Source organism: Oceanisphaera avium, from assembly GCF_002157875.1.
GTDB classification, from domain to species: Bacteria; Pseudomonadota; Gammaproteobacteria; order Enterobacterales; family Aeromonadaceae; genus Oceanimonas; species Oceanimonas avium.
In genome coordinates this window covers 1,079,609-1,104,109 of the sequence record NZ_CP021376.1, presented here as the reverse complement: position 1 = coordinate 1,104,109, position 24,501 = coordinate 1,079,609, and the positions used below count along the sequence as shown (strand labels likewise).

General features: G+C 47.1%; 22 protein-coding genes, 2 tRNA genes and 1 pseudogene. 21 read left to right on the top strand and 4 right to left on the bottom strand.

All coding sequences use genetic code 11. The features are described 5' to 3' along the window. The 9 genes and pseudogenes from CBP12_RS05055 to pnp all read left to right on the top strand — a co-directional run bounded on the left by CBP12_RS05055 (position 1) and on the right by pnp (position 9,451). Positions 1-87 (top strand) — tRNA-Leu (locus CBP12_RS05055). 55 nt (positions 88-142) lie between these two features. Beyond that, positions 143-219 (top strand) — tRNA-Met (locus tag CBP12_RS05050). 184 nt (positions 220-403) lie between these two features. After that, positions 404-862, top strand: coding sequence for a ribosome maturation factor RimP (rimP, locus tag CBP12_RS05045; protein ID WP_086963468.1), 459 nt, complete (start codon positions 404-406; stop codon positions 860-862). Between the two features lie 14 nt (positions 863-876). Then, positions 877-2,379, top strand: coding sequence for a transcription termination factor NusA (nusA, locus tag CBP12_RS05040; protein ID WP_086963467.1), 1,503 nt, complete (start codon positions 877-879; stop codon positions 2,377-2,379). A gap of 19 nt (positions 2,380-2,398) precedes the next feature. Next, positions 2,399-5,088, top strand: a pseudogene (gene infB / locus CBP12_RS05035) (translation initiation factor IF-2). A gap of 126 nt (positions 5,089-5,214) precedes the next feature. Further along, complete coding sequence (gene rbfA, locus CBP12_RS05030; protein ID WP_086965385.1) at positions 5,215-5,643, top strand: 30S ribosome-binding factor RbfA; 429 nt, start codon at positions 5,215-5,217, stop codon at positions 5,641-5,643. Between the two features lie 2 nt (positions 5,644-5,645). Next, positions 5,646-6,581 carry a tRNA pseudouridine(55) synthase TruB gene (gene truB, locus CBP12_RS05025; protein ID WP_086963466.1) on the top strand — a complete coding sequence of 312 codons (936 nt, stop codon included), beginning with the start codon at positions 5,646-5,648 and terminating at the stop codon, positions 6,579-6,581. Between the two features lie 200 nt (positions 6,582-6,781). Then, positions 6,782-7,051 (top strand): 30S ribosomal protein S15, encoded by a 270-nt coding sequence (gene rpsO, locus CBP12_RS05020; RefSeq protein WP_086963465.1) that lies wholly within the window; start codon positions 6,782-6,784, stop codon positions 7,049-7,051. Positions 7,052-7,276: 225 nt separating this feature from the next. Beyond that, positions 7,277-9,451 (top strand): polyribonucleotide nucleotidyltransferase, encoded by a 2,175-nt coding sequence (gene pnp / locus CBP12_RS05015; RefSeq protein WP_086963464.1) that lies wholly within the window; start codon positions 7,277-7,279, stop codon positions 9,449-9,451. A 72-nt stretch (positions 9,452-9,523) separates the two neighbouring features. Here the strand turns inward: pnp and trhP are convergent, their stop codons facing one another. The 4 genes from trhP to CBP12_RS04995 all read right to left on the bottom strand — a co-directional run bounded on the left by trhP (position 9,524) and on the right by CBP12_RS04995 (position 13,540). Next, the gene (gene trhP / locus CBP12_RS05010; protein WP_086965383.1) at positions 9,524-10,867 is read right to left on the bottom strand and encodes a prephenate-dependent tRNA uridine(34) hydroxylase TrhP; all 1,344 of its coding nucleotides are present in this window, start codon (positions 10,865-10,867) and stop codon (positions 9,524-9,526) included. 191 nt (positions 10,868-11,058) lie between these two features. Beyond that, complete coding sequence (locus tag CBP12_RS05005; protein WP_086963463.1) at positions 11,059-11,403, bottom strand: YgiW/YdeI family stress tolerance OB fold protein; 345 nt, start codon at positions 11,401-11,403, stop codon at positions 11,059-11,061. Positions 11,404-11,544: 141 nt separating this feature from the next. Next, positions 11,545-12,534 carry a type I glyceraldehyde-3-phosphate dehydrogenase gene (gene gap, locus CBP12_RS05000; RefSeq protein WP_086963462.1) on the bottom strand — a complete coding sequence of 330 codons (990 nt, stop codon included), beginning with the start codon at positions 12,532-12,534 and terminating at the stop codon, positions 11,545-11,547. A gap of 205 nt (positions 12,535-12,739) precedes the next feature. Beyond that, positions 12,740-13,540, bottom strand: coding sequence for a DUF2989 domain-containing protein (locus CBP12_RS04995; protein WP_086963461.1), 801 nt, complete (start codon positions 13,538-13,540; stop codon positions 12,740-12,742). 140 nt (positions 13,541-13,680) lie between these two features. Here CBP12_RS04995 and CBP12_RS04990 point away from each other — a divergent pair, with 140 nt between their 5' ends. The 12 genes from CBP12_RS04990 to CBP12_RS04935 all read left to right on the top strand — a co-directional run bounded on the left by CBP12_RS04990 (position 13,681) and on the right by CBP12_RS04935 (position 24,500). After that, positions 13,681-15,111, top strand: a complete 1,431-nt coding sequence (locus CBP12_RS04990; RefSeq protein ID WP_086963460.1) for a glyceraldehyde-3-phosphate dehydrogenase — start codon at positions 13,681-13,683, stop codon at positions 15,109-15,111. A gap of 125 nt (positions 15,112-15,236) precedes the next feature. After that, positions 15,237-15,515: a YeaC family protein gene (locus tag CBP12_RS04985; protein ID WP_086963459.1), complete on the top strand. Its 279-nt coding sequence runs from the start codon at positions 15,237-15,239 to the stop codon at positions 15,513-15,515. A gap of 261 nt (positions 15,516-15,776) precedes the next feature. Next, positions 15,777-16,730 (top strand): YbgA family protein, encoded by a 954-nt coding sequence (locus tag CBP12_RS04980; RefSeq protein ID WP_086963458.1) that lies wholly within the window; start codon positions 15,777-15,779, stop codon positions 16,728-16,730. Beyond that, positions 16,720-17,595, top strand: coding sequence for a MerR family transcriptional regulator (locus CBP12_RS04975; protein ID WP_086963457.1), 876 nt, complete (start codon positions 16,720-16,722; stop codon positions 17,593-17,595). The genes CBP12_RS04980 and CBP12_RS04975 overlap by 11 nt, the downstream gene beginning before the upstream one ends. Beyond that, a complete protein-coding gene (gene phrB, locus CBP12_RS04970; protein ID WP_086965381.1) occupies positions 17,573-19,063 on the top strand; it encodes a deoxyribodipyrimidine photo-lyase in 1,491 nt (496 codons plus the stop codon). The genes CBP12_RS04975 and phrB overlap by 23 nt, the downstream gene beginning before the upstream one ends. Beyond that, on the top strand, positions 19,060-19,482 hold the full coding sequence (locus tag CBP12_RS04965) for a nuclear transport factor 2 family protein (protein ID WP_086963456.1): 423 nt from the start codon (positions 19,060-19,062) through the stop codon (positions 19,480-19,482). The genes phrB and CBP12_RS04965 overlap by 4 nt, the downstream gene beginning before the upstream one ends. After that, positions 19,479-20,207, top strand: coding sequence for an SDR family NAD(P)-dependent oxidoreductase (locus tag CBP12_RS04960; RefSeq protein WP_086963455.1), 729 nt, complete (start codon positions 19,479-19,481; stop codon positions 20,205-20,207). The genes CBP12_RS04965 and CBP12_RS04960 overlap by 4 nt, the downstream gene beginning before the upstream one ends. After that, positions 20,204-21,493: an NAD(P)/FAD-dependent oxidoreductase gene (locus CBP12_RS04955; protein ID WP_086963454.1), complete on the top strand. Its 1,290-nt coding sequence runs from the start codon at positions 20,204-20,206 to the stop codon at positions 21,491-21,493. The genes CBP12_RS04960 and CBP12_RS04955 overlap by 4 nt, the downstream gene beginning before the upstream one ends. Continuing rightward, positions 21,490-22,251, top strand: coding sequence for a DUF1365 domain-containing protein (locus CBP12_RS04950; RefSeq protein ID WP_086963453.1), 762 nt, complete (start codon positions 21,490-21,492; stop codon positions 22,249-22,251). Before CBP12_RS04955 ends, CBP12_RS04950 begins: the two co-directional genes overlap by 4 nt. A gap of 11 nt (positions 22,252-22,262) precedes the next feature. Next, the gene (locus CBP12_RS04945) at positions 22,263-23,513 is read left to right on the top strand and encodes an SAM-dependent methyltransferase (protein WP_086963452.1); all 1,251 of its coding nucleotides are present in this window, start codon (positions 22,263-22,265) and stop codon (positions 23,511-23,513) included. Beyond that, positions 23,486-23,986 carry a DUF2878 domain-containing protein gene (locus CBP12_RS04940; protein WP_086963451.1) on the top strand — a complete coding sequence of 167 codons (501 nt, stop codon included), beginning with the start codon at positions 23,486-23,488 and terminating at the stop codon, positions 23,984-23,986. The genes CBP12_RS04945 and CBP12_RS04940 overlap by 28 nt, the downstream gene beginning before the upstream one ends. Next, positions 23,970-24,500: a chalcone isomerase family protein gene (locus tag CBP12_RS04935; protein WP_086963450.1), complete on the top strand. Its 531-nt coding sequence runs from the start codon at positions 23,970-23,972 to the stop codon at positions 24,498-24,500. Before CBP12_RS04940 ends, CBP12_RS04935 begins: the two co-directional genes overlap by 17 nt. The last annotated feature ends 1 nt before the right edge of the window (position 24,501 follow it).

The following is a 24,501-nucleotide window of genomic DNA, read 5'->3' as shown; positions in this document are numbered from 1 at the left end:
GCCGTGGTGGTGGAATTGGTAGACACGCTATCTTGAGGGGGTAGTGCCTGTATGGGCGTGCGGGTTCAATTCCCGCTCACGGCACCAATTAGGTTAGCTTGAGTTTAGTACTCAGATTAACTATAATTTTTATGTTTTCGGACGCGGGATGGAGCAGCTTGGTAGCTCGTCGGGCTCATAACCCGAAGGTCGTCGGTTCAAATCCGGCTCCCGCAACCAATTCCTCACATTTATTGCAGATAGATAGTCTTTGCGATAAATGGTTACCGTAAGGTAACAGTCAGGGTCCAGGTGAATAGCCCCGATTTGAAGATCGGGGCTTTTTGTTATCTGCACTTTAGCGCCATTAAAGGCGCACATTCACTGGGCTGCGAGCCCTTTTTTTGTTTTCGGAGGGGTAGCTTTGGCTACATTGGAACAACGATTGACCGAAATGCTGACAGAGCCGGTAGAGGCTTTGGGCTTTGAATTGCTAGGGCTCGAATTTGTCCGCGCCGGGCGGCATTCGACCTTGCGTTTGTATATTGACCATGAAAACGGCATTCAAGTGGCAGACTGTGCAGAAGTCAGTCGTCAAGTGAGTGCTGTGTTAGATGTGGAAGACCCTATTACTACCGAATATGATCTGGAAGTGTCTTCTCCGGGTATGGCTCGCCCCTTATTCAAACCTGCACATTATCAGGCCCTGATTGGCGAGCAGATTGAGTTGTTGTTGCGTATGGCGGTAAATAATCGTCGTAAATTGAGCGGACAACTTATAGCGGTAGAAGATACCTTGATCAGACTGGAGGTAGACGGAACTGAGTTCCCGATTGCTTTCGCTAATATCCAAAAAGCACATCTGGTTCCGAACTTTGACTAACGAGGCAGTCGGACATGAATAAAGAAATACTATTAGTGGTAGATGCGGTTTCTAATGAAAAAGCATTGCCTCGAGAAAAAATTTTTGAAGCCCTAGAAACGGCGTTAGCCACGGCAACAAAAAAGAAATATGACGGTGATATTCTAGTACGCGTAGAAATTGATCGTAAAAGCGGTAACTTTGAAACCTTTCGTCGTTGGCAAGTGGTAGAAGATCAAGAATCTTTAACTAACCCTTATGGCGAAATTACGCTAGAAGCTGCACAAATAGATGATCCAGAGTTACAGGTTGGCGATTTTATCGAAGATGAAATTGACTCAGTCACCTTTGACCGCATCACCACCCAAACGGCAAAGCAAGTTATCGTACAAAAAGTACGTGAAGCCGAGCGCATGCAAGTGGTTGAGCAATTTAAAGACCAAGAAGGTGAAATTATTAGCGGTGTGGTGAAAAAGGCCACTCGTGAAAACGTGATCTTGGATCTGGGCAATAACGCGGAAGCGGTGATTTTTCGTGAAGACATGTTACCGCGCGAAACCTTTCGCAGTGGTGACCGAGTGCGCGGCTTATTATACGCCGTGCGTCCAGAAGCTCGCGGTGCTCAGCTATTTGTTAGCCGCAGTAATCCCGACTTCTTAAAAGAATTATTTCGCATTGAAGTGCCAGAGATTGGTGAAGAAGTGATCGATATAATGGGGGCTGCGCGTGATCCAGGTAGTCGCGCTAAAATAGCCGTCAAAACTAACGATCGCCGCATAGACCCAATCGGTGCTTGTGTGGGCATGCGGGGTGCTCGCGTGCAAGCGGTATCCGGTGAGCTCAATGGTGAGCGCGTGGATATTGTGTTGTGGGACGATAATCCCGCGCAGTTTGTCATTAATGCCATGGCACCGGCGGATGTCTCCTCCATTATCGTCGATGAAGATGCCCATTCCATGGATATCGCCGTAGAGTCCGGTAATTTGGCGCAAGCCATCGGTCGCAATGGTCAAAACGTACGCTTAGCCGCTCAGCTGACAGGCTGGGAGCTAAACGTCATGACAGTTGAAGATTTGCAAAGCAAGCATCAAGTAGAAAGCGATAAAATCATTAACTTATTTATCCAACACTTGGATATTGATGATGATTTTGCCGGATTATTGATGGAAGAAGGCTTTTCCTCATTGGAAGAAATTGCCTACGTGCCGGTTAGCGAGTTATTAAGCGTTGAAGGCCTAGATGAAGATACGGTGGAGGAGCTGCGTAATCGTGCTAAGGCTGCCTTAACGACGCGGGCACTTGCGCAAGAAGAATCATTCGAAGGGGTAGAGCCAGCAGAAGATTTGCTCGCATTGCCCTCCATGACCCGGGAGCTGGCGTACGCGCTTGCGGCCCGTGGTGTTGCGGATTTGGAACAACTAGCAGAGCAGGGCATTGATGATCTTGAGGGAATTGAAGATCTTAATGAAACCCTAGCTGGGGAGCTGATTATGGCGGCCCGTAATATCTGTTGGTTTGGTGACCAAACCGAAGAATAAGATCAGCGGAGGTATATTAATGGCAGAAGTTACATTATCGCAGCTCGCCAGCGACATAGACACATCGGTTGACCGTCTTGTACAGCAGTTTCGTGAAGCCGGCATAGAAAAATCAGTCGGTGATTCCGTTACGGAAACCGAAAAAGCAGACTTGCTTAATTTTTTAAAGAAACAACATGGCGCTGCACCTGAAGAGCCCAAGCGCATGACCTTGCAACGTAAAACAATGAGCACTCTTAACGTGCCGGTGGTGGGTGGCAAGAGTAAAGAAGTACAAGTTGAGGTGCGTAAAAAACGCACCTATGTGCGACGCGATACAGCTGAAGAGTTACAGCGCCAGCAAGAAGAAGAGCAAGCGCGCTTAACCGCAGAAGCTCAACAGCAAGCCCAAGAGCAAGCTAAGCGAGAAGCCGAAGAACAGGCTAAGCGCGAAGCGAATGAGAAAGCCAAGCGTGACGCGCAAGATAAAGCCCGCCAGGCTCAGCTGCAAGCTCAGAACACCAAAGAGCAGGGGAAAGCAAAACCCCAAAGCAAAGAGCCGAAAAAGGTGGACAAGATGGCCAAGAGCGAAGCAGAAAAACTAACCGCCCAACGCGAGCAAGAAATCTTGCGCAAAGCTGAGCAAGACGCAAAAGAAAAAGCGGAAGAAGTGCGCAAGCTCGCCGAGCTAAATGAAAAACGCTGGGCTGAAGAAGCGGCCGCCGCTAAAAAGCCGGAAGAAGCGGATTATCATGTGATGACTAACGCACACGCGAAAGCCGCCGAAGATGAAGCAGACAAGTCTGAAGAAAATAAAGCGCGTCGTAGCACGGGTGGCAAAAAGCGCAGTGGCGGTAAGTCTAAAGAAGATCGCATCGAGCGCGAAAATCGCAATGAGCGTATGCGTAAAGGCAAGCGCGCCAAGGTGATGATGCCAAACTCGATGAAGCACGACTTCCAAAAGCCGGCCCAAGTAGTGAATCGCGATGTGGAAATCGGTGAAACCATCACCGTTTCTGAGTTAGCGAATAAAATGGCGGTGAAAGGGGTCGCGGTTATTAAGGTCATGATGAAGATGGGTGCGATGGCAACCATCAACCAAGTGATTGACCAAGAAACGGCGCAGCTAGTGGCAGAAGAAATGGGCCACAAAGTCATTTTACGTCGCGAAAATGAATTAGAAGAGTTGGTGCTGTCAGATCGTGATACCGATGCTGAGTCGCAGACTCGTGCACCTGTGGTTACTATCATGGGTCACGTTGACCATGGTAAAACCTCTACCCTTGACTATATTCGCCGCGCTAAAGTTGCCTCCGGTGAAGCGGGGGTATTACCCAGCACATTGGTGCTTATCATGTTGAAACTGAAAACGGCTCTATTACCTTTTTAGATACCCCAGGTCACGCCGCCTTTACTTCAATGCGTGCTCGTGGTGCCAGCGCTACCGATATTGTGGTGTTAGTGGTGGCTGCCGATGATGGCGTAATGCCACAAACGGTGGAAGCAATCCAGCATGCTAAAGCGGCTAATGTGCCCTTGATTGTGGCGGTGAACAAGATGGATAAGCCGGAAGCGGATATCGATCGTGTTAAAAATGAGCTTTCTCAACATGGTGTTATGTCTGAAGATTGGGGTGGGGAAAACATCTTTGCCTATATCTCGGCTAAAACCGGTGAGGGTATTGATGAGCTACTCGAAGCCATTTTGCTGCAATCTGAAGTACTCGAGCTTAATGCGGTAGTTGATGGCATGGCCTCTGGTGTGGTTATTGAGTCGCGCCTTGATAAAGGTCGTGGTCCTGTGGCCACTATCTTGGTACAAGAAGGCACGCTTAATCAGGGCGACATCGTGTTATGTGGTCTTGAGTATGGCCGTGTGCGCGCGATGCGTGATGAATTAGCCCGCGATATTAAGAGCGCTGGTCCTTCAATGCCGGTAGAAATCTTAGGCTTGTCCGGTGTGCCCGCAGCGGGTGATGAAGCGACTGTGGTGCGTGATGAAAAGAAAGCCCGTGAAGTGGCGCTCTATCGTCAAGGCAAGTTCCGCGAAGTGAAATTAGCACGCCAGCAATCTGCTAAGCTTGAAAACATGTTTGCTAACATGGAAGACGGTGAAGTTGCAGAAGTCAACATCGTACTAAAAGCAGACGTACAAGGTTCTATCCAAGCCATTGCCGACTCACTGCAGCAGCTGTCTACCGATGAAGTGAAAGTGAAGATTATTGGTTCAGGTGTAGGTGGTATTACCGAAACTGATGCCAGCTTAGCTGCGGCTTCTAACGCTATTATCCTAGGCTTTAACGTTCGTGCCGATGCCTCGGCCCGTAAGATGATTGAAGCTGAAGACATAGATCTGCGCTACTACAGTGTTATCTATGAGCTGATTGATGAAGTTAAACAAGCGATGACCGGCATGTTAGCGCCAGAGTTCAAACAAGAAATTATTGGTTTGGCTGAAGTGCGTGATGTGTTCCGCTCACCTAAGTTTGGTGCCGTAGCGGGTTGTATGGTGACTGAGGGCACCGTTAAGCGTAGCAACCCAATTCGGGTATTACGTGATAACGTCGTTATTTACGAAGGCGAGTTAGAATCTCTGCGCCGCTTTAAAGATGATGTGCAAGAAGTGCGTAATGGCATGGAATGTGGTATCGCGGTGAAGAACTATAACGACGTGCGTGCCGGTGACCAAATTGAGGTCTTCCAAATCGTAGAAGTACAGCGCACCCTGTAAAGGTTGCCAACTTACTTAATGTAGGTTGCAAGAGTGAGTTTTAAGCCTAATGATGAAGCTCACTCTTAGGTAACTTAGCTAATTTAAAGGGGCCTTATGGCTCCTTTTTTAATGGATGGAATTATTATGGCGAGAGAATTTAGTCGTTCACGTCGAGTGGGTCAGGAATTACAAAAAGAAATAGCCCTGATTTTACAACGAGAAATTAAAGACGAGCGGTTACGCTTAGTGACGGTATCGGGGGTCGAGCTATCTAAAGATCTTAGCTCTGCCAAAGTGTTTGTTACGTTTTTAGATAATGAGCCAGAAAACGTCGCTCAAGGTATGAAAGTGCTAAAAGATGCCAGTGGCTTTATCCGCAGTCTAGTGGGCAAAGCGATGCGCTTGCGAATTACACCCGAGCTGCGATTTGCTTATGATCATAGCCTAGTAGAAGGCATGCGTATTTCGAGCTTAGTATCGAATACCATTGCTGAAGATGAGCGTCGTAGTCAAGAGTTTGGCTCTGATCAAGCGGCGCAAGACGACGATCAGGCAGCAGAGCAAAAGGATTAATCATGGGGCGTCAGCGTCAATTTCGTGGCCGTGCAGTAGACGGTATCTTGCTGTTAGATAAGCCCGCAGGCATCAGTTCTAATGATGCATTACAACAGGTTAAACGTATTTATGCCGCCGCAAAAGCGGGGCATACCGGCGCGCTAGATCCGCTCGCCACGGGTATGTTGCCGATTTGTTTAGGCGAAGCCACCAAGTTTTCTCAATTTTTGTTAGAAGCAGATAAACGTTATCGTGTGGTAGCAAAGTTGGGCCTGCGCACTGATACCAGTGATGCCGATGGTGAGGTGGTAGCCACCCGTCCTGTGTCTGTAACCTCTGAGCAATTGCTGGTTGCATTAGAGCGCTTTCGCGGCACGACTCAGCAGATACCTTCTATGTATTCGGCGCTAAAGTACCAAGGTAAGCCGTTATATCATTATGCGCGTGAAGGCATAGAAGTCCCTCGTGAGTCTCGTCCTATTACCGTATTCGAGCTTAAATTACTTCGCTTTGAAGGGGACGAGCTGGAATTAGAGATTCACTGTAGTAAGGGCACCTACATTCGCACTATTGTGGATGACTTAGGCGAAATCTTAGGTTGTGGCGCTCATGTTGCTGTGTTGCGTCGTTTAGCCGTGGCCGATTACCCTACCGAGCGCATGGTCACTCTTGAGCAGTTGCACGCGATACTTGACCAGTGTCGTGAGCAAGATATAGTGCCGCGCTTAGAATTAGACCCCTTATTATTACCCATGGAAACGGCGGTGGCGGCCTTGGCTGAAGTGAATATGTCGGAGCTGGTCGCCGGCTACGTGAATCAAGGTCAAGCGGTACAAGTTTCAGGTGCGCCGCACTCGGGGCAGGTGCGGATGACAGTGGGTGAAGCGCGCACCTTTATTGGCGTCGGCGAAATAGATGATGACGGCAAAGTAGCTCCTAAACGCTTAGTGAGATAATTGCTCACCCTGTTAGGAATGAGGGGATAAGTGTAAAGCGTAAACTTAGCCCTCGTTCTGTTTTATAGTGTTAGATATTTTTTGCTAAGCCTCCTAGATTAAGGTTGCTAACACGCGTCTAACTGGTAGAATGCGCCACTCACTTTCCAGCTGAATTAGTGATCGGCTGGAAAAACATTCATCTCTTTGGAGTATACAAGATGTCACTAAATGCAGAAACTAAAGCACAAATCGTTGCCGAACACGCTCGCGCCGAAGGCGACACCGGTTCTCCTGAAGTTCAGATCGCATTATTAAGTGCTCAGATTAACCATCTGCAAGGTCACTTTAAACAGCACATTCACGATCACCACAGCCGTCGTGGTCTGTTGCGTATGGTTTCTCAGCGTCGTAACTTGCTGGACTACCTCAAGCGTAAAGACGTAGCGCGCTACAGTGCACTGATCGCTAAATTGGGTCTGCGTCGTTAATCGCACACTCAGTTTAAGAAAAAGGGGCTTAGGCCCCTTTTTTGTTGGCTGATTTTTATAAAATTTATCGCCACTCCTGTGGGTTCTCTTCCCCGCTCTGGCGCAGGCTTTACGAAATCAAGACATCCTCAGCTGCTTAGCCGCATTCGCTGTGTTTTAGCCGATAATCACGTATACTGTGGCGATAATTAAAAGACCAAAAACATATATTAAGGAATCTAAAACGTGAATCCTATCGTAAAAACCTTTCAGTATGGTCAACATACCGTCACGCTAGAAACCGGCGTTATTGCCCGTCAAGCCAGTGGCGCTGTAATGGCCAGCATTGATGACACAGCCGTATTAGTAACGGTAGTGGGCAAACGAGAAGCCGATGAAAGCAAAGACTTTTTCCCATTAACGGTTAACTATCAAGAACGTACTTATGCGGCCGGTCGTATCCCAGGCAGCTTTTTTAAGCGCGAAGGCCGTCCATCAGAAGGTGAAACGCTAACTTCACGTTTAATTGACCGTCCTATTCGTCCTTTATTTCCTGATGGTTTTAAAAACGAAGTACAAGTTATTGCCACCGTGGTCTCGGTAAATCCGGAAATTTCTCCTGATATTATTGCACTTTTGGGTACTTCTGCGGCGCTGGCTATTTCGGGCATGCCTTTTGCCGGTCCGATTGGTGCCGCGCGCGTGGGTTATATTAATGGTGAATATGTATTAAACCCCACCGCCACTGAGCTAAGTAACAGTGATCTTGACCTAGTGGTCGCTGGTACGGCTAATGCCGTGCTGATGGTGGAGTCTGAAGCCAATATTTTGCCAGAAGAAGTCATGCTGGGTGCCGTTGTATATGGTCATGAGCAATTAAATAGCGCCATTACGGCTATTAAAGAATTTGCCGCCCAAGTAGCTACTCCTTCTTGGAATTGGCAGCCAAAAGCTGAAAACCTGAGCTTAAAAGCTCAAGTTGCAGAGTTGGCAAGCGATGAAGTAGGGCAAGCGTATCGCATCACTGATAAAACGGCGCGTCGTGATGCACTGAGTGCTATTAAAACTAAGGTACTTAATGCGATTGCCACCAGTCATCCTGAGCAAGATAGCAAAGAAGTGGTAGAGCAATTCTCTGCACTTGAGAAGCACATTGTACGCGGGCGAGTAGTCCGTGGCGAACCCCGTATCGATGGTCGTGAACCCGATATGATACGGGCACTGGATGTGGCGACTGGTTTATTACCGCGCACTCACGGCTCGGCATTGTTTACCCGTGGTGAAACTCAAGCCCTAGTGGTGGCCACTCTCGGTACTCAGCGCGATGCGCAATTAATTGATGAGTTAACTGGCACCCGCACTGATAATTTTATGCTGCACTATAACTTCCCTCCTTATTGTGTGGGTGAGACCGGCATGGTGGGTAGTCCTAAACGCCGTGAAATTGGTCATGGTCGGTTAGCGAAGCGCGGTGTAGCTGCTGTGATGCCCAGTGTCGATGTTTTCCCCTACACAGTACGTGTGGTGTCGGAAATCACCGAATCAAATGGCTCTTCCTCTATGGCTTCCGTGTGTGGTACTTCATTAGCACTAATGGATGCCGGCGTGCCTATTAAAGCCTCGGTGGCGGGTATTGCCATGGGTCTAGTTAAAGAAGATGAAAACTTCGTGGTCTTGTCTGATATTTTAGGTGATGAAGACCACTTAGGTGACATGGACTTTAAAGTAGCCGGTACTACGGAAGGTATTACTGCGCTGCAGATGGACATTAAGATTGAGGGCATTACTAAAGAGATCATGGGTGCGGCACTGACCCAAGCGCGTAATGCGCGGTTACATATCCTAAATGTGATGGACGAAGCGCTGCAAAGCCCACGGGAAGAAATTTCTGATTTTGCTCCGCGCATTCATATTATTAAGATCAACCCTGAAAAAATTCGTGATGTTATTGGTAAAGGCGGCGCCACTATTCGTGCGCTCACCGAAGAAACCGGCACTACCATTGAGTTAGATGATGACGGTACCGTAAAAATTGCTGCTGTGGATGGTGACGCCGCTAAGCTTGCTATTAGTCGTATTCAGCAACTAACGGCGGAAGTAGAGCCTGGCACCATTTATCAAGGGCAAGTGGTACGTTTAGCGGATTTTGGTGCTTTTGTGAATATCTTGCCAGGCAAAGATGGCCTAGTGCATATCTCACAAATTACCGAAGAGCGCGTGAAAAACGTCTCTGATCATCTCAGTGTGGGTGACACGGTAGCGGTTAAGGTATTAGAAGTGGATCGTCAAGGCCGCATTCGTTTATCAATTAAAGAAGCGAAAGAGCCTGTTGCGCCCACTGAGCCAACTGAAGCTGGCGAGACTCAGCCTGTGACACCAGAAACACCGGCTACAGACAATAATGATACGCCAACTCAATAAGCGCTAAGCCTGCTCTTTGAGAAACAAAAAGCCGAGACCTGTCTCGGCTTTTTTTATTAATAAGCGCCTTGGTTAAAGATGCTTAACTAAAATAGCAAATGCCGTCTCTACTTCTTTGGCTAAGGGGATCCACACCACATGACCACTGCCAGGAGCCACTGCTACTAATTCTTTTTTGCGGTTTTTAATCTGTGACAGCGTAAAGTTAATGTTACCTGCGGGTGTCATCAACTCTAATTGATCGCCGACACTGAATTTATTTTTTACTTCCACCTCTACCCAATCGCCATCTCGGCGAAGAATATCGCCGACAAACTGCTGCTGAGTAGACACCGAATGGCCAGCTTCATAATTTTGATAATCTGCATGGGCATGGCGCTTTAAAAAGCCTTCGGTGTAGCCTCTATGCGCTAAGTTTTCTAGTGTATGCATTAGGCTGGTATCAAAGGGCTTGCCTGCCACTGCATCGTCAATGGCTTTTCGATAAACTTGGGCGGTGCGTGCCACATAATAAAAAGACTTAGTGCGACCTTCAATTTTTAGCGAGTGCACGCCCATCTGAGTTAAGCGCTCCACATATTGCACGGCGCGCAAGTCTTTAGAGTTCATAATATAAGTGCCATGCTCGTCTTCATAGGCCGCCATATATTCACCTGGTTTATTACCTTCTTCTAATAATACTGGGTGTTCATAAGGCGCACCTAAGCCTAAGGTGGGTTCGGGCGGGTGTCGGGGATCTATTTTTTGTACGGCGATGGGCTCTTGGCGATGAACAATTTGCCCTGTTTCATCTTCTTTTGCGGGATGGACTTTATATTCCCAGCGGCAAGCATTAGTACAAGTTCCCTGATTAGGATCGCGCTTATTCATATAGCCTGAGAGTAAGCAGCGACCCGAATAGGCCATGCATAAGGCGCCGTGCACAAAGACTTCGAGCTCAACCTTGGGACACTGGCTGCGAATTTCTTCAATTTCTTCCAATGATAACTCGCGCGATAAAATCACGCGCTCAATGCCATATTCTTGCCAAAACTTAACCGATGCCCAGTTTACCGCATTAGCCTGTACTGAAAGATGAATAGCTACGGTTGGAAAATGTTGGCGTACTAACATAATCAACCCCGGATCCGACATAATTAAAGCATCGGGACCCATGGCGATCACCGGCTCCATATCGCGGATAAAGGTTTTTAGCTTGGCGTTATGGGGTTGAATATTAACCACCACATAAAACTTTTTACCTAGGGCATGAGCTTCATCGATGCCAATTTTTAAATTCTCGTGATTAAACTCATTATTACGTACTCGCAGCGAATAACGCGGTTGCCCGGCATACACGGCGTCCGCCCCATAGGCAAAGGCATAGCGCATATTTTTTAAGGTACCAGCGGGTGATAATAATTCAGGAACAAACAGAGGCGGGGTAGGGCTAAAGGAGTCGGACATTACAATAATCTCTGATATCAAGTCAGTAGGGCGCAGGGTGCGGCCGAATTAAGTATTTTACTATGCTCATTGACTAATATCGAGGTGAAGGCTTAACCGTTACGGTAAGCCTTGATTAAGATCAATATCGACTGCAAGGTTGATTTGATTATCTACTCACGCTAGCGAGCTAACTCAAGATGATCCACTTGCAGCGTATTGCCGCGTTCATCTTCATCAAGCTGGCCCCATATAGTGAGACGAGTACGAGATGTGGCCCGCATATCGCGCCATTTATCGTTATCAATCTCTACTAATAAAGTGCCAGTCCCATCATCAAACAGATATTTTTCTTTGCCTACTTGCTCAACGACATGACCCGTAAGACGAATATCGTGATCTTCGGTCATGCGCAGTGCTTGAGCTACGGTCACGCGAGGTTGTTGATAAGAAAAATTAGAACCCGCCGTTGCCGAGCCTGCTAACAGGCTTAAAGATAAGGCAGTACCGAGCAGTATCTTATTCATAACTTGGCCTCAAAGGTAAATAGTAGTGGCTAATATGCGCAAAGCTTACCCATAACGCGAGAGGCTGACTAGCGCCTAGGCAAGCGCTCGGACAAATTTGGACGGAGCTAGCCGCTGCTTTAACAACGGCTAGTTGGGGGCTTAAGCTGAAATATGAGCGATTAAGTCGAGTGTCTTATGAGAGTAACCCATTTCATTATCGTACCAAGCAATCAGCTTGACGAAATTATCATTGAGGGTAATGCCAGCGGATGCATCAAACACACAAGTATGTGGGTCGCTGATAAAGTCACTCGAGACCACGGCCTCTTCGGTGTAGCCTAAAATACCTTGTAGCTCCCCGTGGGCAGCTGCGTGTAGTGTGGCGCAAATTTGCTCATAGGTGGTGGCTTTTTCTAGACGCACCGTGAGATCCACCACCGACACGTTAGCAGTAGGAACACGAAATGACATGCCGGTCAGCTTACCGTTAAGCTCTGGAATCACTTTTCCTACGGCTTTAGCAGCACCGGTGGAGGAGGGGATAATATTTTGCGATGCCCCACGCCCGCCGCGCCAATCTTTTTGAGAAGGGCCATCCACGGTATTTTGAGTTGCCGTCATGGCGTGTACTGTGGTCATTAAGCCTTCCACAATACCAAAGTTATCATTAATTACTTTGGCCAGTGGTGCTAAGCAATTTGTGGTGCAAGAGGCATTAGATACAATGTCTTGGCCAGCATACTGATGTTGGTTAACACCCATCACAAACATGGGCGTCTCATCTTTAGAAGGACCGGTAAGCACCACTTTTTTGGCGCCGGCTCTTATGTGCGCGCGAGCTTTTTCGTCGGTCATAAATAAGCCTGTCGCTTCTGCGACGATATCCACCCCTTGCCAGTTTAACTTTGCAGGCTCGCGCTCTGCACTCACTCGGATTGTTTTACCATTTACCAAGAGCTGACCGTTTTCTACGTCCACTTGGCCGTTAAATCGACCATGGGTGGAGTCGTATTTCAACATATAGGCAATATACTCTATATCTTGTAAGTCATTAATGGCGATGACTTCCATATCGTCGCGCTCGCATGCGGCACGAAACATTAACCGTCCGATCCGGCCAAAGCCGTTAATTCCTACCTTAATTGTCATTTGGCTACTCTATATTAGGGACTTATTGATGAGATAAAGCTGACAAAAATAACCGCGCGCGTCAATCAGTTCTGAGCAGCCTAAGCAAAATGGCTGCTCAAACTAGCATGCCATTGTTAATTGTGTTGGCATTACGGCGTATTTTTAAGCTTCCCGTCCAAATGTGACGCAATGTTTTAAAACTTATTAGGCACTATTATTAGCGTTATTTTAAAGGGACTTGATAGGTGCCTTTCGCTAATTTACTTACAATATCATTCGCTTTATTTTGCATTTCTTGGCGTTCAGTTTCATTAAATTTGGCATACGCATCCATGCGTTCAGTATCAATATTTTCTTTATAATCTAATTTGCTTAATACACGAGTCCAAATCCACGCTTGTTCATAATTTTGCTGGTTAATAAAAATCGTTAATATATTGGCAATAATATCTGTATTTATTTCTTGATCTTTTTTATACAAACTTAAGGCCCGATGAAAGGCGCGCTCGGCACGGGGTTGATCCCGTAACATTAGCAGCTCTCCAAGGGCATTTTGTAGCTCAGGCTCTTGCATTTCTGGACGGTCTGCAAGCTTGAGGAAACGGCTCTTAGCGCCATAGTTTCCCTCGTGTTGCCAGTGCCAGAGCAGCAGATAAGGATAGTCAGAATCTTTAGTTTTAACTGCTAAATCCTGCAACGCTTCTTGGGCGTAATACACGGCATCTACTTTATCGGTTTTACGTTCTTTGCGTCGTTTATATTCAATATCTAATAAGGGGGATAAACAGTCGTGATAAGACGTTAATTTATTTATTAATTGATAGGCATTGGCATCACTTTGATTAATGCCGTTTTCTTTACGTGCTCGAATTAACGCTGTGCGCTCAAACTTACACCAACTGTCCTCATGTAAGTTTACACAATATTGGGGTGTGTCTTCACAAATATTAGGAATGCGGTCTCTGTCACAAGCGGCTAACAATAATGGACTCGCCAACAGCAATATCATTTTTTTAATGTTCATCTGCCTATCAACCCGTCGGTGCTTAGTCTGGTAATCATACCCCCTATCAACTAAAATGGGCGCACTTTAATAACGTGATGCAGCCGTTTTGCGGTTGATATCAATCTTAATGATAGTTACTTGATAAAAGGACTCGGTCAATGACCCACGAGAGTTACCTGTCTGCTTGGCAGCAAAGCCAAGCGTTGGCAGAATCTATGCAGCCCCTGATCGGCAAGTTATATCGCGACCAAGGTGTAGAAATTAGCGTGCATGCGCGCCCCTTGCTCAATGCTTCTACCATTGAGATTATCAAAGCGCACCGTGTGGTAAGCCGCCATGAAGGCGAAGAGCTAAAAGTTAGCCAAAGCTACCCTGTATTAAAAGCACTCACTGAGCTGGACTTAGCGCCGGCAAGCATCGACTTAGGAAAGCTTGCCGTTCGCTACTGGCAAAATCATAACGATGACACAGCATTGGTGCCTTTCTTAGAAAAAGAATTGGCGCCCGCTCTGGATCACGATCACGCCAACCATGCCACCGACGTCGTCTTATATGGTTTTGGTCGTATTGGGCGTTTGGTCGCGCGTTTATTAATTGAGCGCTCAGGTGGTAACCACGGCTTGCGCTTGCGTGCCATTGTGGTGCGCGGCTCGGCCGATGATCTTGAAAAACGTGCCAGCTTACTGCGTCGTGACTCGGTACACGGCCCCTTTAATGGCTCCATTGAAGTGGACTTGGAAAACCATGCCATTATTGCCAACGGCACCTACATCCAAGTGATTTATGCTAATAGCCCAGCTGAGATCGACTATACCCAATACGATATTAACAATGCGTTAATCGTCGATAACACGGGTATTTGGCGCGATGAAGAAGGCTTAGGTCAGCACTTAAAAGCCAAAGGTGCAGCGCGAGTATTATTAACGGCTCCTGGTAAGGGCGACATTAAAAATATCGTGTTCGGTGTTAACGACGACATGATTAAAGAGGCTGATCACATTGTCTCTGCCGCTTCTTGTACCACTAATGCTATTACTCCGGTATTAAAAGCGGTCAGTGATAAATACGGCATTAAGAATGGTCATGTGGAAACCGTGCATTCTTATACTAACGACCAAAACCTGATTGATAACTTCCATAAAGGTGATCGTCGTGGCCGTAGCGCGGCATTGAACATGGTTCTCACCAGCACAGGTGCGGCGTCTGCCGTGGCTAAAGCGCTGCCAGAGCTTAAAGGTAAATTAACCGGTAATGCGATCCGCGTACCTACACCTAACGTATCTATGGCGGTGATAAACCTAAATCTCGACAAGCCAACCAATGCCCAAGAGCTAAATGACTATTTATTAGAAGTGTCTTTAGACTCTCCACTGCATCAGCAAATTGACTTTAGCACCAGCAGCGAATTGGTTTCTACTGACATGGTCGGCTCTCGTTTTGCGGGCATCGTTGACTCGTTAGCGACTATTGCTGAAGACGATCGTGCTGTACTCTATGTCTGGTATGACAACGAATTCGGTTATAGCTGCCAAGTAGTACGTGTGATGCAAAAAATGGCCGGTATCGTATTAATGGACTTACCTCAGTAATTACGATATTAATCTCGGTTAGCATACCGAGGGCAAATAAGGGTGGCTTCGGCTGCCCTTTTTTATTGCTATAGAAAATTGGCTTTCATTTTTATGATGATTTATCAGACGATAGGAGGTAATGCATGTCCTCATTTCAAGAGGTGATTTCTCGAATGCCCGAAGATGTTTACCAACGTCTTAAAACCGCGGTTGAGATTGGTAAGTGGCCCGATGGTAGTGTGCTGAGTAGCGAGCAAAAAGAAAGCAGTTTGCAAGCCGTATTAATGTGGCAAGCCCTACACGTCGACAATCCTGAGCACATGGCCGTGGGCAAGGGTGGCGAAATCATGATGAAAAGTAAGGCTGAATTATTACGCCAATACAGTGATGAAATAGAAATTGCCCGCCATAAGCTGGATTAATCCTATTAATGTTCGCCTGTTTTAGGCTCGCTAGCGGCTAGCGAGCTGTTTTAATACTTTTCCACCTCTGTACTTGTCCCTCCTCACTTCCTCTCTCTTTACTAAGGCGCTGATAGCGACCGACGTGGTATGCGTTATTAATTTAAAAATGACTTAATTTTTCACTGTTTTTATCACTGACTGAAATTTTTCTTATACAAGCTTGATCTTCTTGTACAACAACGACTATCTTATATGAATAGTTGTACAACAAGGTGAACTATGTACAAGTTTGATCCTAAGGTAATTCGTGTTGGCATTAGCGGCTGCTTAATTGGCCAACAGGTGCGCTTTGATGGCGGACATAAGCGCTCGGATTTTTGCACCGAGCAGTTAGCTAATCATGTGCAATTTGTCCCTTTTTGTCCGGAAATGGCCATTGGCTTAGGGACGCCTCGTCCTAGTATTCGTCTTATTCATAAGGGCGAGCAGGTGATTGCTCAAACTGCGAAAGGCCAAGATGTGACTCAAGCACTGGCTGATTATGGTAAGACCATGGCGGCTCAATTTGGCGGCTTAAGTGGCTATGTGCTATGTGCTAAATCACCCAGTTGCGGTATGGAACGGGTGCGAGTCTATAACGAAGCGGGCAATGGTAATACTAAAGATGGGATTGGTATTTATGCCGAGCAGCTAATGCAAGCCCAGCCATTGTTACCCCTAGAAGAAGATGGGCGCTTAAATGATGTGCATTTACGGGAAAATTTTGTCACCCGTGTATTTGCACTTCACGACTGGCAGTGCTTGTGCCATGAAGGAATGAGCGCAGCAGGCCTAATTGAGTTTCATAGTCGCTATAAATACTTATTAATGGCGCATCATCGAGAAAGTTACCAGCAATTAGGCAAACTATTATCTGATCTCTCCCGTGATGTTCCTGTGATTGCCGATGCCTATATTGCTGAGTTAATGCAAGCGTTAAGTAAACCGGTGACGCGTAATAATCACACCAATGTATTACAACATTTACAAGGCTATTTTAAGCGCGTCCTTAATGCCAGCCAGCGCCAAGAGTTAACAGAAACAATTAGCCAATACCATCAAGGTATTTTGCCGTTATTTGCGCCTATTACCCTATTTAGACATTACCTTAACGAATTTCCTAATGACTATTTGCAGCAGCAAGTTTATTTAAATCCTCATCCGGAGGCATTGCGATTGCGCTATGGCATCTGACACTCAACTAACCGCCCCCATCAGCGGCGATTCAACCCCACTTTATCCTATTCGCGACGTGTCGCGCTTAACCGGCATTAATCCGGTGACCTTGCGGGCTTGGCAGCGTCGCTATGGTTTATTGAAACCGGCACGCACCGAAAAAGGCCATCGCCTGTATAGCGAAGCGGACATCAACCTGATCCGCCATATTCTGCATTGGCTAGAACAAGGGGTCAGTATTGGGCAAGTCAAAAGCCTGCTTAATACGCCTAGCCCACAGGTGAGTGGTTCAAATTGGCAACAAGCTCAAAGCCAATTAATGGACTCAGCGCTTGGCTTAAACTTAAGCCGCTTAGAAGCAGAAATTTTAGAATTAGCCAGCTTGTATCCAGCAGAGTTAGTGCTGCGCAAAGTGCTTGAGCCCTGGTTATTAGCACTAGCGCAATTGCACAGACCCGATGGTCAATTAATTGAGCAAAGTGCTCGTGCTCTATTAATGCGCTTAATCCAGCAACTATTAACCATTAAAAGCGGCCCCATTATTGCGGTCGCTAGAGTGGGGCAGGTGCATAAACAACATGCCCTGTTTACTCAGTTTGAATTACAGGGCATGGAATGTCGTAGTTTTAATTTGGGCCTACTTGATCCACACACCTTGCCCCTTGCTGCAGGGCGTTTGAAGTTTGATGGGCTAGTGGTGGTGTTGGGTGCGGGTCTAAATGAGCGCTGGTTTTTGGAAGCAGATGCGCTGTTGCCTAGTAATACTTTTTATGTGGGTGAGCTTGGCACTATTTATCTGCAGCAAGGCTGGCTCAACCGACCGTTTTCGGTGGGCGTGAGTGATCTTAAGAGGGAACATGATGCGTCATTTAGTATGGTTTAGATCCGACTTGCGAGTAGCTGATAACCCAGCACTTTTCGAAGCTTGTGTAAACGGCGCCACCGTCAGTGCTATTTATATTGACTGCCTAGAGCAGTGGCAAAGCCATGGGCGAAGTGCCATACAAAGGGATTTTTTAAGTCGCCATTTACAGGCACTCAGTGCAGAGCTAAGCCAATTAGGAATTGATTTGACGCTCTTAGAGGTAGCGCGATTTAGTGACGTGCCTCAGTGCTTAGCCGCTTGGCTGGCTAAACATCCACACGATGCCCTTTATGCTAATCGTGAGATTGCGATTGATGAACGCCGTCGCGATAAAGCGGTACAAGCGCATTTAAAAAACACCCCGTCGATACACGTATTTAATGGAGACTGCGTTTTTAACCCTGGCAGTCTGACTACCCAAAGCGGCGATATGTATAAGGTATTTACGCCCTTTTCAAAAACTTGGTTGGCTCAATTACGCGCCTCAGGTTTTCGCTTATTACCGCCTCCTAATGCGCAAGCTAAGCCGCTAACTCCTAGAGATATTGAGCTAAAAGGTGAGCGAGTCAGTAGTAACCATTGGCCTTGTGGCGAGCGAGCCGCAGCCCAACGCTTAGCACAATTTTGTGAGTCGCACTTATATGACTACGGTCATGCGCGAGACTACCCAGCGGTGGCAGGCACCAGTGGTTTATCGCCCTATTTAGCGCTGGGCGTTCTTTCACCTAATCAATGCTTAGCCGCTATTGAGCAGCAACTGGGTTTTTTACCTATGAGTCGTGGGGAGCAAGGATTTGCGTGGTTAAACGAGCTGATTTGGCGAGAGTTTTATCGTCATCTAATGGTCGCTTTTCCGCAATTATCAATGAATCGTGCTTTTAAGCCCGACACTGAAGGCTTGCAATGGAGCCAAGATAGCGGCGCTTTTCAAGCGTGGTGCCAAGGCCAAACTGGCTATCCTATTGTGGACGCGGCGATGCGCTGCCTTAATGCTACTGGTTGGATGCATAACCGTTTGCGCATGATAGTGGCGAGTTTTCTTACTAAAGATCTGCATTTAAGCTGGCGTCAAGGCGAAGACTATTTTATGTCGTGCTTAATTGATGGCGAGCTGGCAGCTAATAATGGGGGATGGCAGTGGGCGGCCGGTACCGGTGCGGATGCGGCTCCTTATTTTCGAGTTTTTAATCCCACCACCCAAGGTGAGCGCTTTGATGGAAAGGGTGAGTTTATTCGCCAATGGCTGCCTGAGCTTGCCGACGTGCCCACTAAATATATTCATAGTCCTCATGATTGGCTAAACCAACATCAACCCGCTCATCAGTATCCAGCACCGATTGTGGATCATAAACGCGCTCGTCTACATGCCATCGCCATGTTTGATGCCCTAAAAGATAACAGCCGTGAGCATTTATCGCCCCATGAGTTAAGTGCACAACAGCAAGCCCAAGCCATGCTTAAAGAACTCGATCAGGAGGTGATATGAGCCCAGCTCTCGCGGTGTTTTGTCGGGAATATCAAGTTTTGTCGGCCACTAACTTAAGCGGGCTGCAAGCCATTTATGCGCCTCATATTGTGTTTGAAGACCCCAGTCATCAGCTGGCGGGATTAACGAATTTACAGCGTTATTTTGAACACTTATTTAGCCATGTTCGCCACTGTCAATTTGAGATAGCACAGATTATAGAACAAGAAGGAGAGGCGTTTGTGCGCTGGCAGATGCGTTTTTCTCATCCCAAGCTCAATGGGGGAGAAGAGATTAGTGTGCCCGGTGTCAGCCACTTGCACTTTAGTGAACAAGTCGATTTTCATCGCGATTACTTCGACTTAGGCGCCATGCTCTATGAGCATATTCCGGTGATGGGCGCCTTAGTAAAATCCCTAAAGCGGAGGCTTAGCCAATGAAGCGCGTCTTAATTACTGGTGCCAGCTCTGGCATGGGCTTACAGCTTGCCAAAGACTATGCCGCCGAGGGCTGGCAAGTGGTGGCTTGTGGGCGAGATCATGAAAAATTACAGCTCGCGCTCTCAGGGATAAGCGTTGAGGCCTGTGTGTTTGATATGCAAGATGCCGACGAGATAAAACAGGCGGTGGCCCAGTTAGCGCCCTGTGATTTGGTGATACTCAATGCCGGCAACTGCGAATATATAGAAGATGTACTTAATTTTGATGCTGCGCGGTTTGCTCGCGTTATTAACGTCAATTTAATTGGCACCGCCAACTGCGTGGCGGCACTTATCCCGCATATAAAATCAGGTGGGCGCTTAGCCGTAGTCAGCTCTTCGGTGAGTTTTTTACCGCTCACGCGCTCCGAAGCCTACGGCGCCTCTAAAGCGGGTTTAGATTATTTAGTGCGCACACTGGCTATCGATTTAGCGCCACATAATATAGCCGTTAGTCTGATCCGTCCTGGATTTGTTGATACGCCGCTTACACAAAAAAATGACTTTGCTATGCCAGGTCAAGTGAACACCGATTATGCCAGCCGTGCTATTCGCCGTGGCCTCGCTAAGGGGCAGTCAGAAATTAGTTTTCCCTTTGGCTTGATCACAGTGTTACGCCTTTTATCTTGGTTACCCCAGGGCCTGTGGCGTCGGCTAGCTCAGCGTATGGTAAGGACAGAGTCATGAGTGATGGTCATAACAAGTTGGCCGACAAAAAAGCGGCGGCTAAAAAAATAGCCATTGTGGGTAGTGGGATCTCGGGTCTCACCACGGCTTGGCTGTTAAGTGAACAACATAGCGTCACGCTATTTGAAGCCAATGATTATTTGGGCGGCCATACCGCCACGGTTGATGTGCAAGTTAACGGCAAGACGCTGGCGGTAGATACGGGTTTTATTGTCTTTAACGATCGCACTTATCCCAACTTTGAACGGTTATTAGCGCGCATTGGCGTCAAAGCCAAGGCCACTGAAATGAGCTTTAGTGTGCAGCAAGCTCAAACAGGACTCGAGTATAACGGTCATACTCTAGGCTCTATGTTTGCTCAGCGCAGTAACCTCGTTAGCTTAAAATTTTACGGTTTTTTAGCTGAGATAGTGCGCTTTAACTTATTGTGTAAAAAGGTACTTAAAGAAGGCACGCTTAATCAAAGTGATACCTTAGGCGACTTTTTAACCCAATATGGCTTTTCAGACTTTTTTACCGGCCATTATATTTTGCCCATGGTAGCGGCGATTTGGTCATCTTCTTTGGCTGGTAGTCGCGCCTTTCCCCTAGCGTTCTTCTTACGTTTTTTTAACCATCATGGCCTGCTTAACCTGATTGACCGTCCACAGTGGTACGTAGTACAGGGCGGCTCGCGCAGCTATATTCCGGCACTGACTGCTCCTTTATCCGATATTCGCCTTTCAACACCGGTACAAAGTATTCGTCGACATGAAGATGGCGTAACCATTACTACGGCGGCGGGCAGTGAAGCCTTCGATGAAGTGGTGCTGGCCTGTCATTCCGACCAAGCGCTGCGCTTACTTAGTGATGCGACGGCTAAAGAGCAAGCAATCTTAAGTGGCCTTGAGTATCGAGATAACGAAGTTATGTTACATACCGATACCGCTTTATTGCCCAAAGAGCCTCGGGCTTGGGCGAGTTGGAATTATTGGCTTGATGGCTATGAAGAGGCCTTGCCAGCGGTTACTTATAACATGAATATTTTGCAAGGATTCGAGTCTGAGCAAACGGTGTGTGTCACGCTAAATCGGGGCGATGCCATAGCGCCTGAAAAAATATTACGCCGCTTTAATTATGCTCATCCGGTTTATAACTCCGGCGCCATTGCTGCTCAGTCACGCCGCTTTGAGATATGTGGCCTACAGCATACCCACTTTTGTGGCGCCTACTGGTATAACGGTTTTCATGAAGATGGTGTTAATAGTGCCCTCGATGTCTGTGCCCGTTTTGGTATTGGCTTATGAACACAAATCCCGACTTCAATATCCAACCTCAACTGCTACAGAGCGCCATCTACCAAGGCTCGGTACGCCACCGGCGTTTTCTGCCTAAAGCTCATAACTTTAGCTATGGCTTATATATGCTGGCGCTGGACTTAGATGAATTAGCAGAGCTGGCTCGGCGCAGTCGGTTATTTGCTCTAGAGCGCTTTGCTGCGTTAAGTTTTCGTCGCCGAGATTATTTAGGTGATCCCGCCACGCCCTTAAAAACGGCAGTGTTAAATGAAGTGGCTCACTTAGGTGGCAGGATAAGCGAGCTTGATCGGGTGGTGATGTTGGGTCAGGTGCGCTGCTTTGGGCTTTACTTTAGCCCATTGAATGTCTTTTTTTGTTATCAAGGCCAGCAGGCGCGCTATGCGCTGATGGAGGTACATAACACCCCTTGGAATCAGCGCCACTGCTATTTAGTGGACCTACACACTCTTGAACCGACCGATAAAGACTTTCATGTGTCGCCTTTTATGGACATGGCCATGCAGTATCACTGGCGTATAAGCCCGCCACAAATAGATAAATCTAAGGTGCTGGTGCACATAGAAAATCGTGACCCTGATTTAGTCTTTGATGCCACCTTAAGCCTGCGGCGCCATGTGTTTGAGCGCAGCGTGCTAAAGGCGGCTTGGCTACATTGGCCCTGGATGACGCTAACCATAATACGCGGCATTTATTGGCAAGCAGTGCGTTTATTTTTAAAACGTATTCCCTATCATTCTCCCTGTTAAAGGACACTTCCATGGAAACGACGCTTATCCGCTCGCAACCACGGCAACTTGATCGCTTAGCACGTCGCTTAGCATTTTCGTTACTTAATGAACTGACAGCAGCAGGATTAACCATTAAAGAGGGCAGCCAAGTATTTTTTTTTGGCGATCGTCATGCCACTTTACAAGCCCATATTCAGGTACATGAGCCACGCTTTTATCGACAACTGATGTTGGGCGGTAGCATAGGGGCGGGCGAAGCTTGGGTGGAAGGCAATTGGGATAGTGCTGACTTAGCCAAAGTGGTGCAATTATTTGCTCGTAATATGGCTACCTTAGATAAGTTTGAACGCCGCCTCGCGTGGCTGACCACTGTTTGGCATAAGTTAAAGCATAAGTTTAATCGCAATTCGCTGGTCGGTAGTCGTGCCAATATTGCCGCCCATTATGATTTGGGCAATGACATGTATCAGCTGTTTTTAGACCCTTTGATGCAATACTCCTCGGCGGTGTTTCCCAGTGCCACCGCCAGCTTAGAAGAAGCGCAACAGCATAAATTACATTTAATTTGCCAACAGTTAGAGCTGGGTGCTGATGATCATCTGCTGGAAATTGGTACCGGCTGGGGCGGGTTAGCCTGCTTTGCCGCCGAGCATTATGGCTGTCGCGTAACCACGACCACCTTATCTGCCGAGCAGCTCAAGGTGGCTCAAGCTCGAGTAGAGGCTGCAGGTTTAAGCGATAGAGTGAATTTATTGCTTGAGGATTATCGCGACTTAACCGGCCAATACGATAAATTAGTGTCGGTAGAAATGATTGAAGCCGTGGGTCATGAATATTTACCTGTGTATTTTACAGCGCTCAATCGCTTACTTAAACCTAATGGCAAATTATTTATTCAAGCCATAACCATTGCCGATCAGCGCTACCACAGTTATCGCAGTGGTGTGGACTTTATTCAGCGTTATATTTTTCCTGGTGGCTGTTTACCCTCAGTCAGTGAAATGGCTCGCCATTTAACAGCACAAACCGATATGACCATCAGTCATCTTCAAGACTATGGCCAGCATTATGCACACACCTTACATATTTGGGCGAGTCGCTTTCAACATAAAGAAATGGCTTTACAAGACTTAGGCTACAGTCGAGATTTTCATCGTCTTTGGGCCTTTTATTTTGCCTATTGCGAAGGTGGATTTCGTGAAGGCAGCATAGGGCTCATACACCTAACGGCAGCAAAACCAGGAGCGCGCAGATGTCTAAGTGGCAATGGGCTCAATTAGTTGGTTTTTACGGCTTTTGGTTGCTCGCTGTTATGGGGCAAAACTTAGTCGCTTGGTTATTAGCGCTGTTATTAATGGCGCATTTTATTGTCACTCCTAATCCTCGCCTTGATTTCAAGGTAGTAAGCCTTGCGTTATTGGGCTTAAGTGTAGATGTCGTGCTTACCTTGAGTGGCGTGTTTAGCTTTAGCCAATGGCCAGTTTGGTTAGGCTTATTGTGGGTCGGTTTTGTGCTAACACTTGGTCATAGCATGGCTTGGCTAGCGACGCGTCCTCGCTGGCAACAAGCACTGCTAGGCGCTGTAACAGGGCCCAGCTCTTACATTACGGGCTGGCGCTTAGGGGCGGTGGACTTACCTTTAGGGCCTGGGTGGACTTTGCTGTTATTAGCGCCGTTATGGTCATTATTATTAATCACATTAGTCCGCCTAGACGTCACTTTAAGGAGACACAGTGATGACTCACTTACTTAAGGTTGCCACGCTGCTATTAACGATCTTTAGTCTTATGCTGGCGCCTTCGTTATTAGCGCAACAGCGAGTGAAAGAGCAGGCTGTGGCTGAGTCTAACTTGCAACGAGTGGGTCAGGGCCAAATGAAATGGATGTTGTTTAATCTTTATCAAGCGCATTTCTACAGCCGTAATGGTCAGTACCAAGAGGGGCACTATCCTCAAGCACTGATCTTGGCCTATCAAAAGTCAATCAGTCGCGATGCATTAATCGAAGCCACATTAGAAGAGTGGCAGCGCTTAAACATTAAGGTGTCTCCCAGTTGGGTCACCCAGCTCACTCGCATTTGGCCCTCGGTCAATAAAGGGGATGAATTAGCGATTCGAGTCAGTAAGTCAGGAGTCAGTACTTTTTACTTTAATCAAAAAGTATTAGGCGAAATTCATGACCCTGACTTTGGACCGGCGTTTCTCGCGATTTGGCTATCTGAAGATAGCCGTAATCCTAAGCTCACTCGTCAATTAAAAGGACAATAAG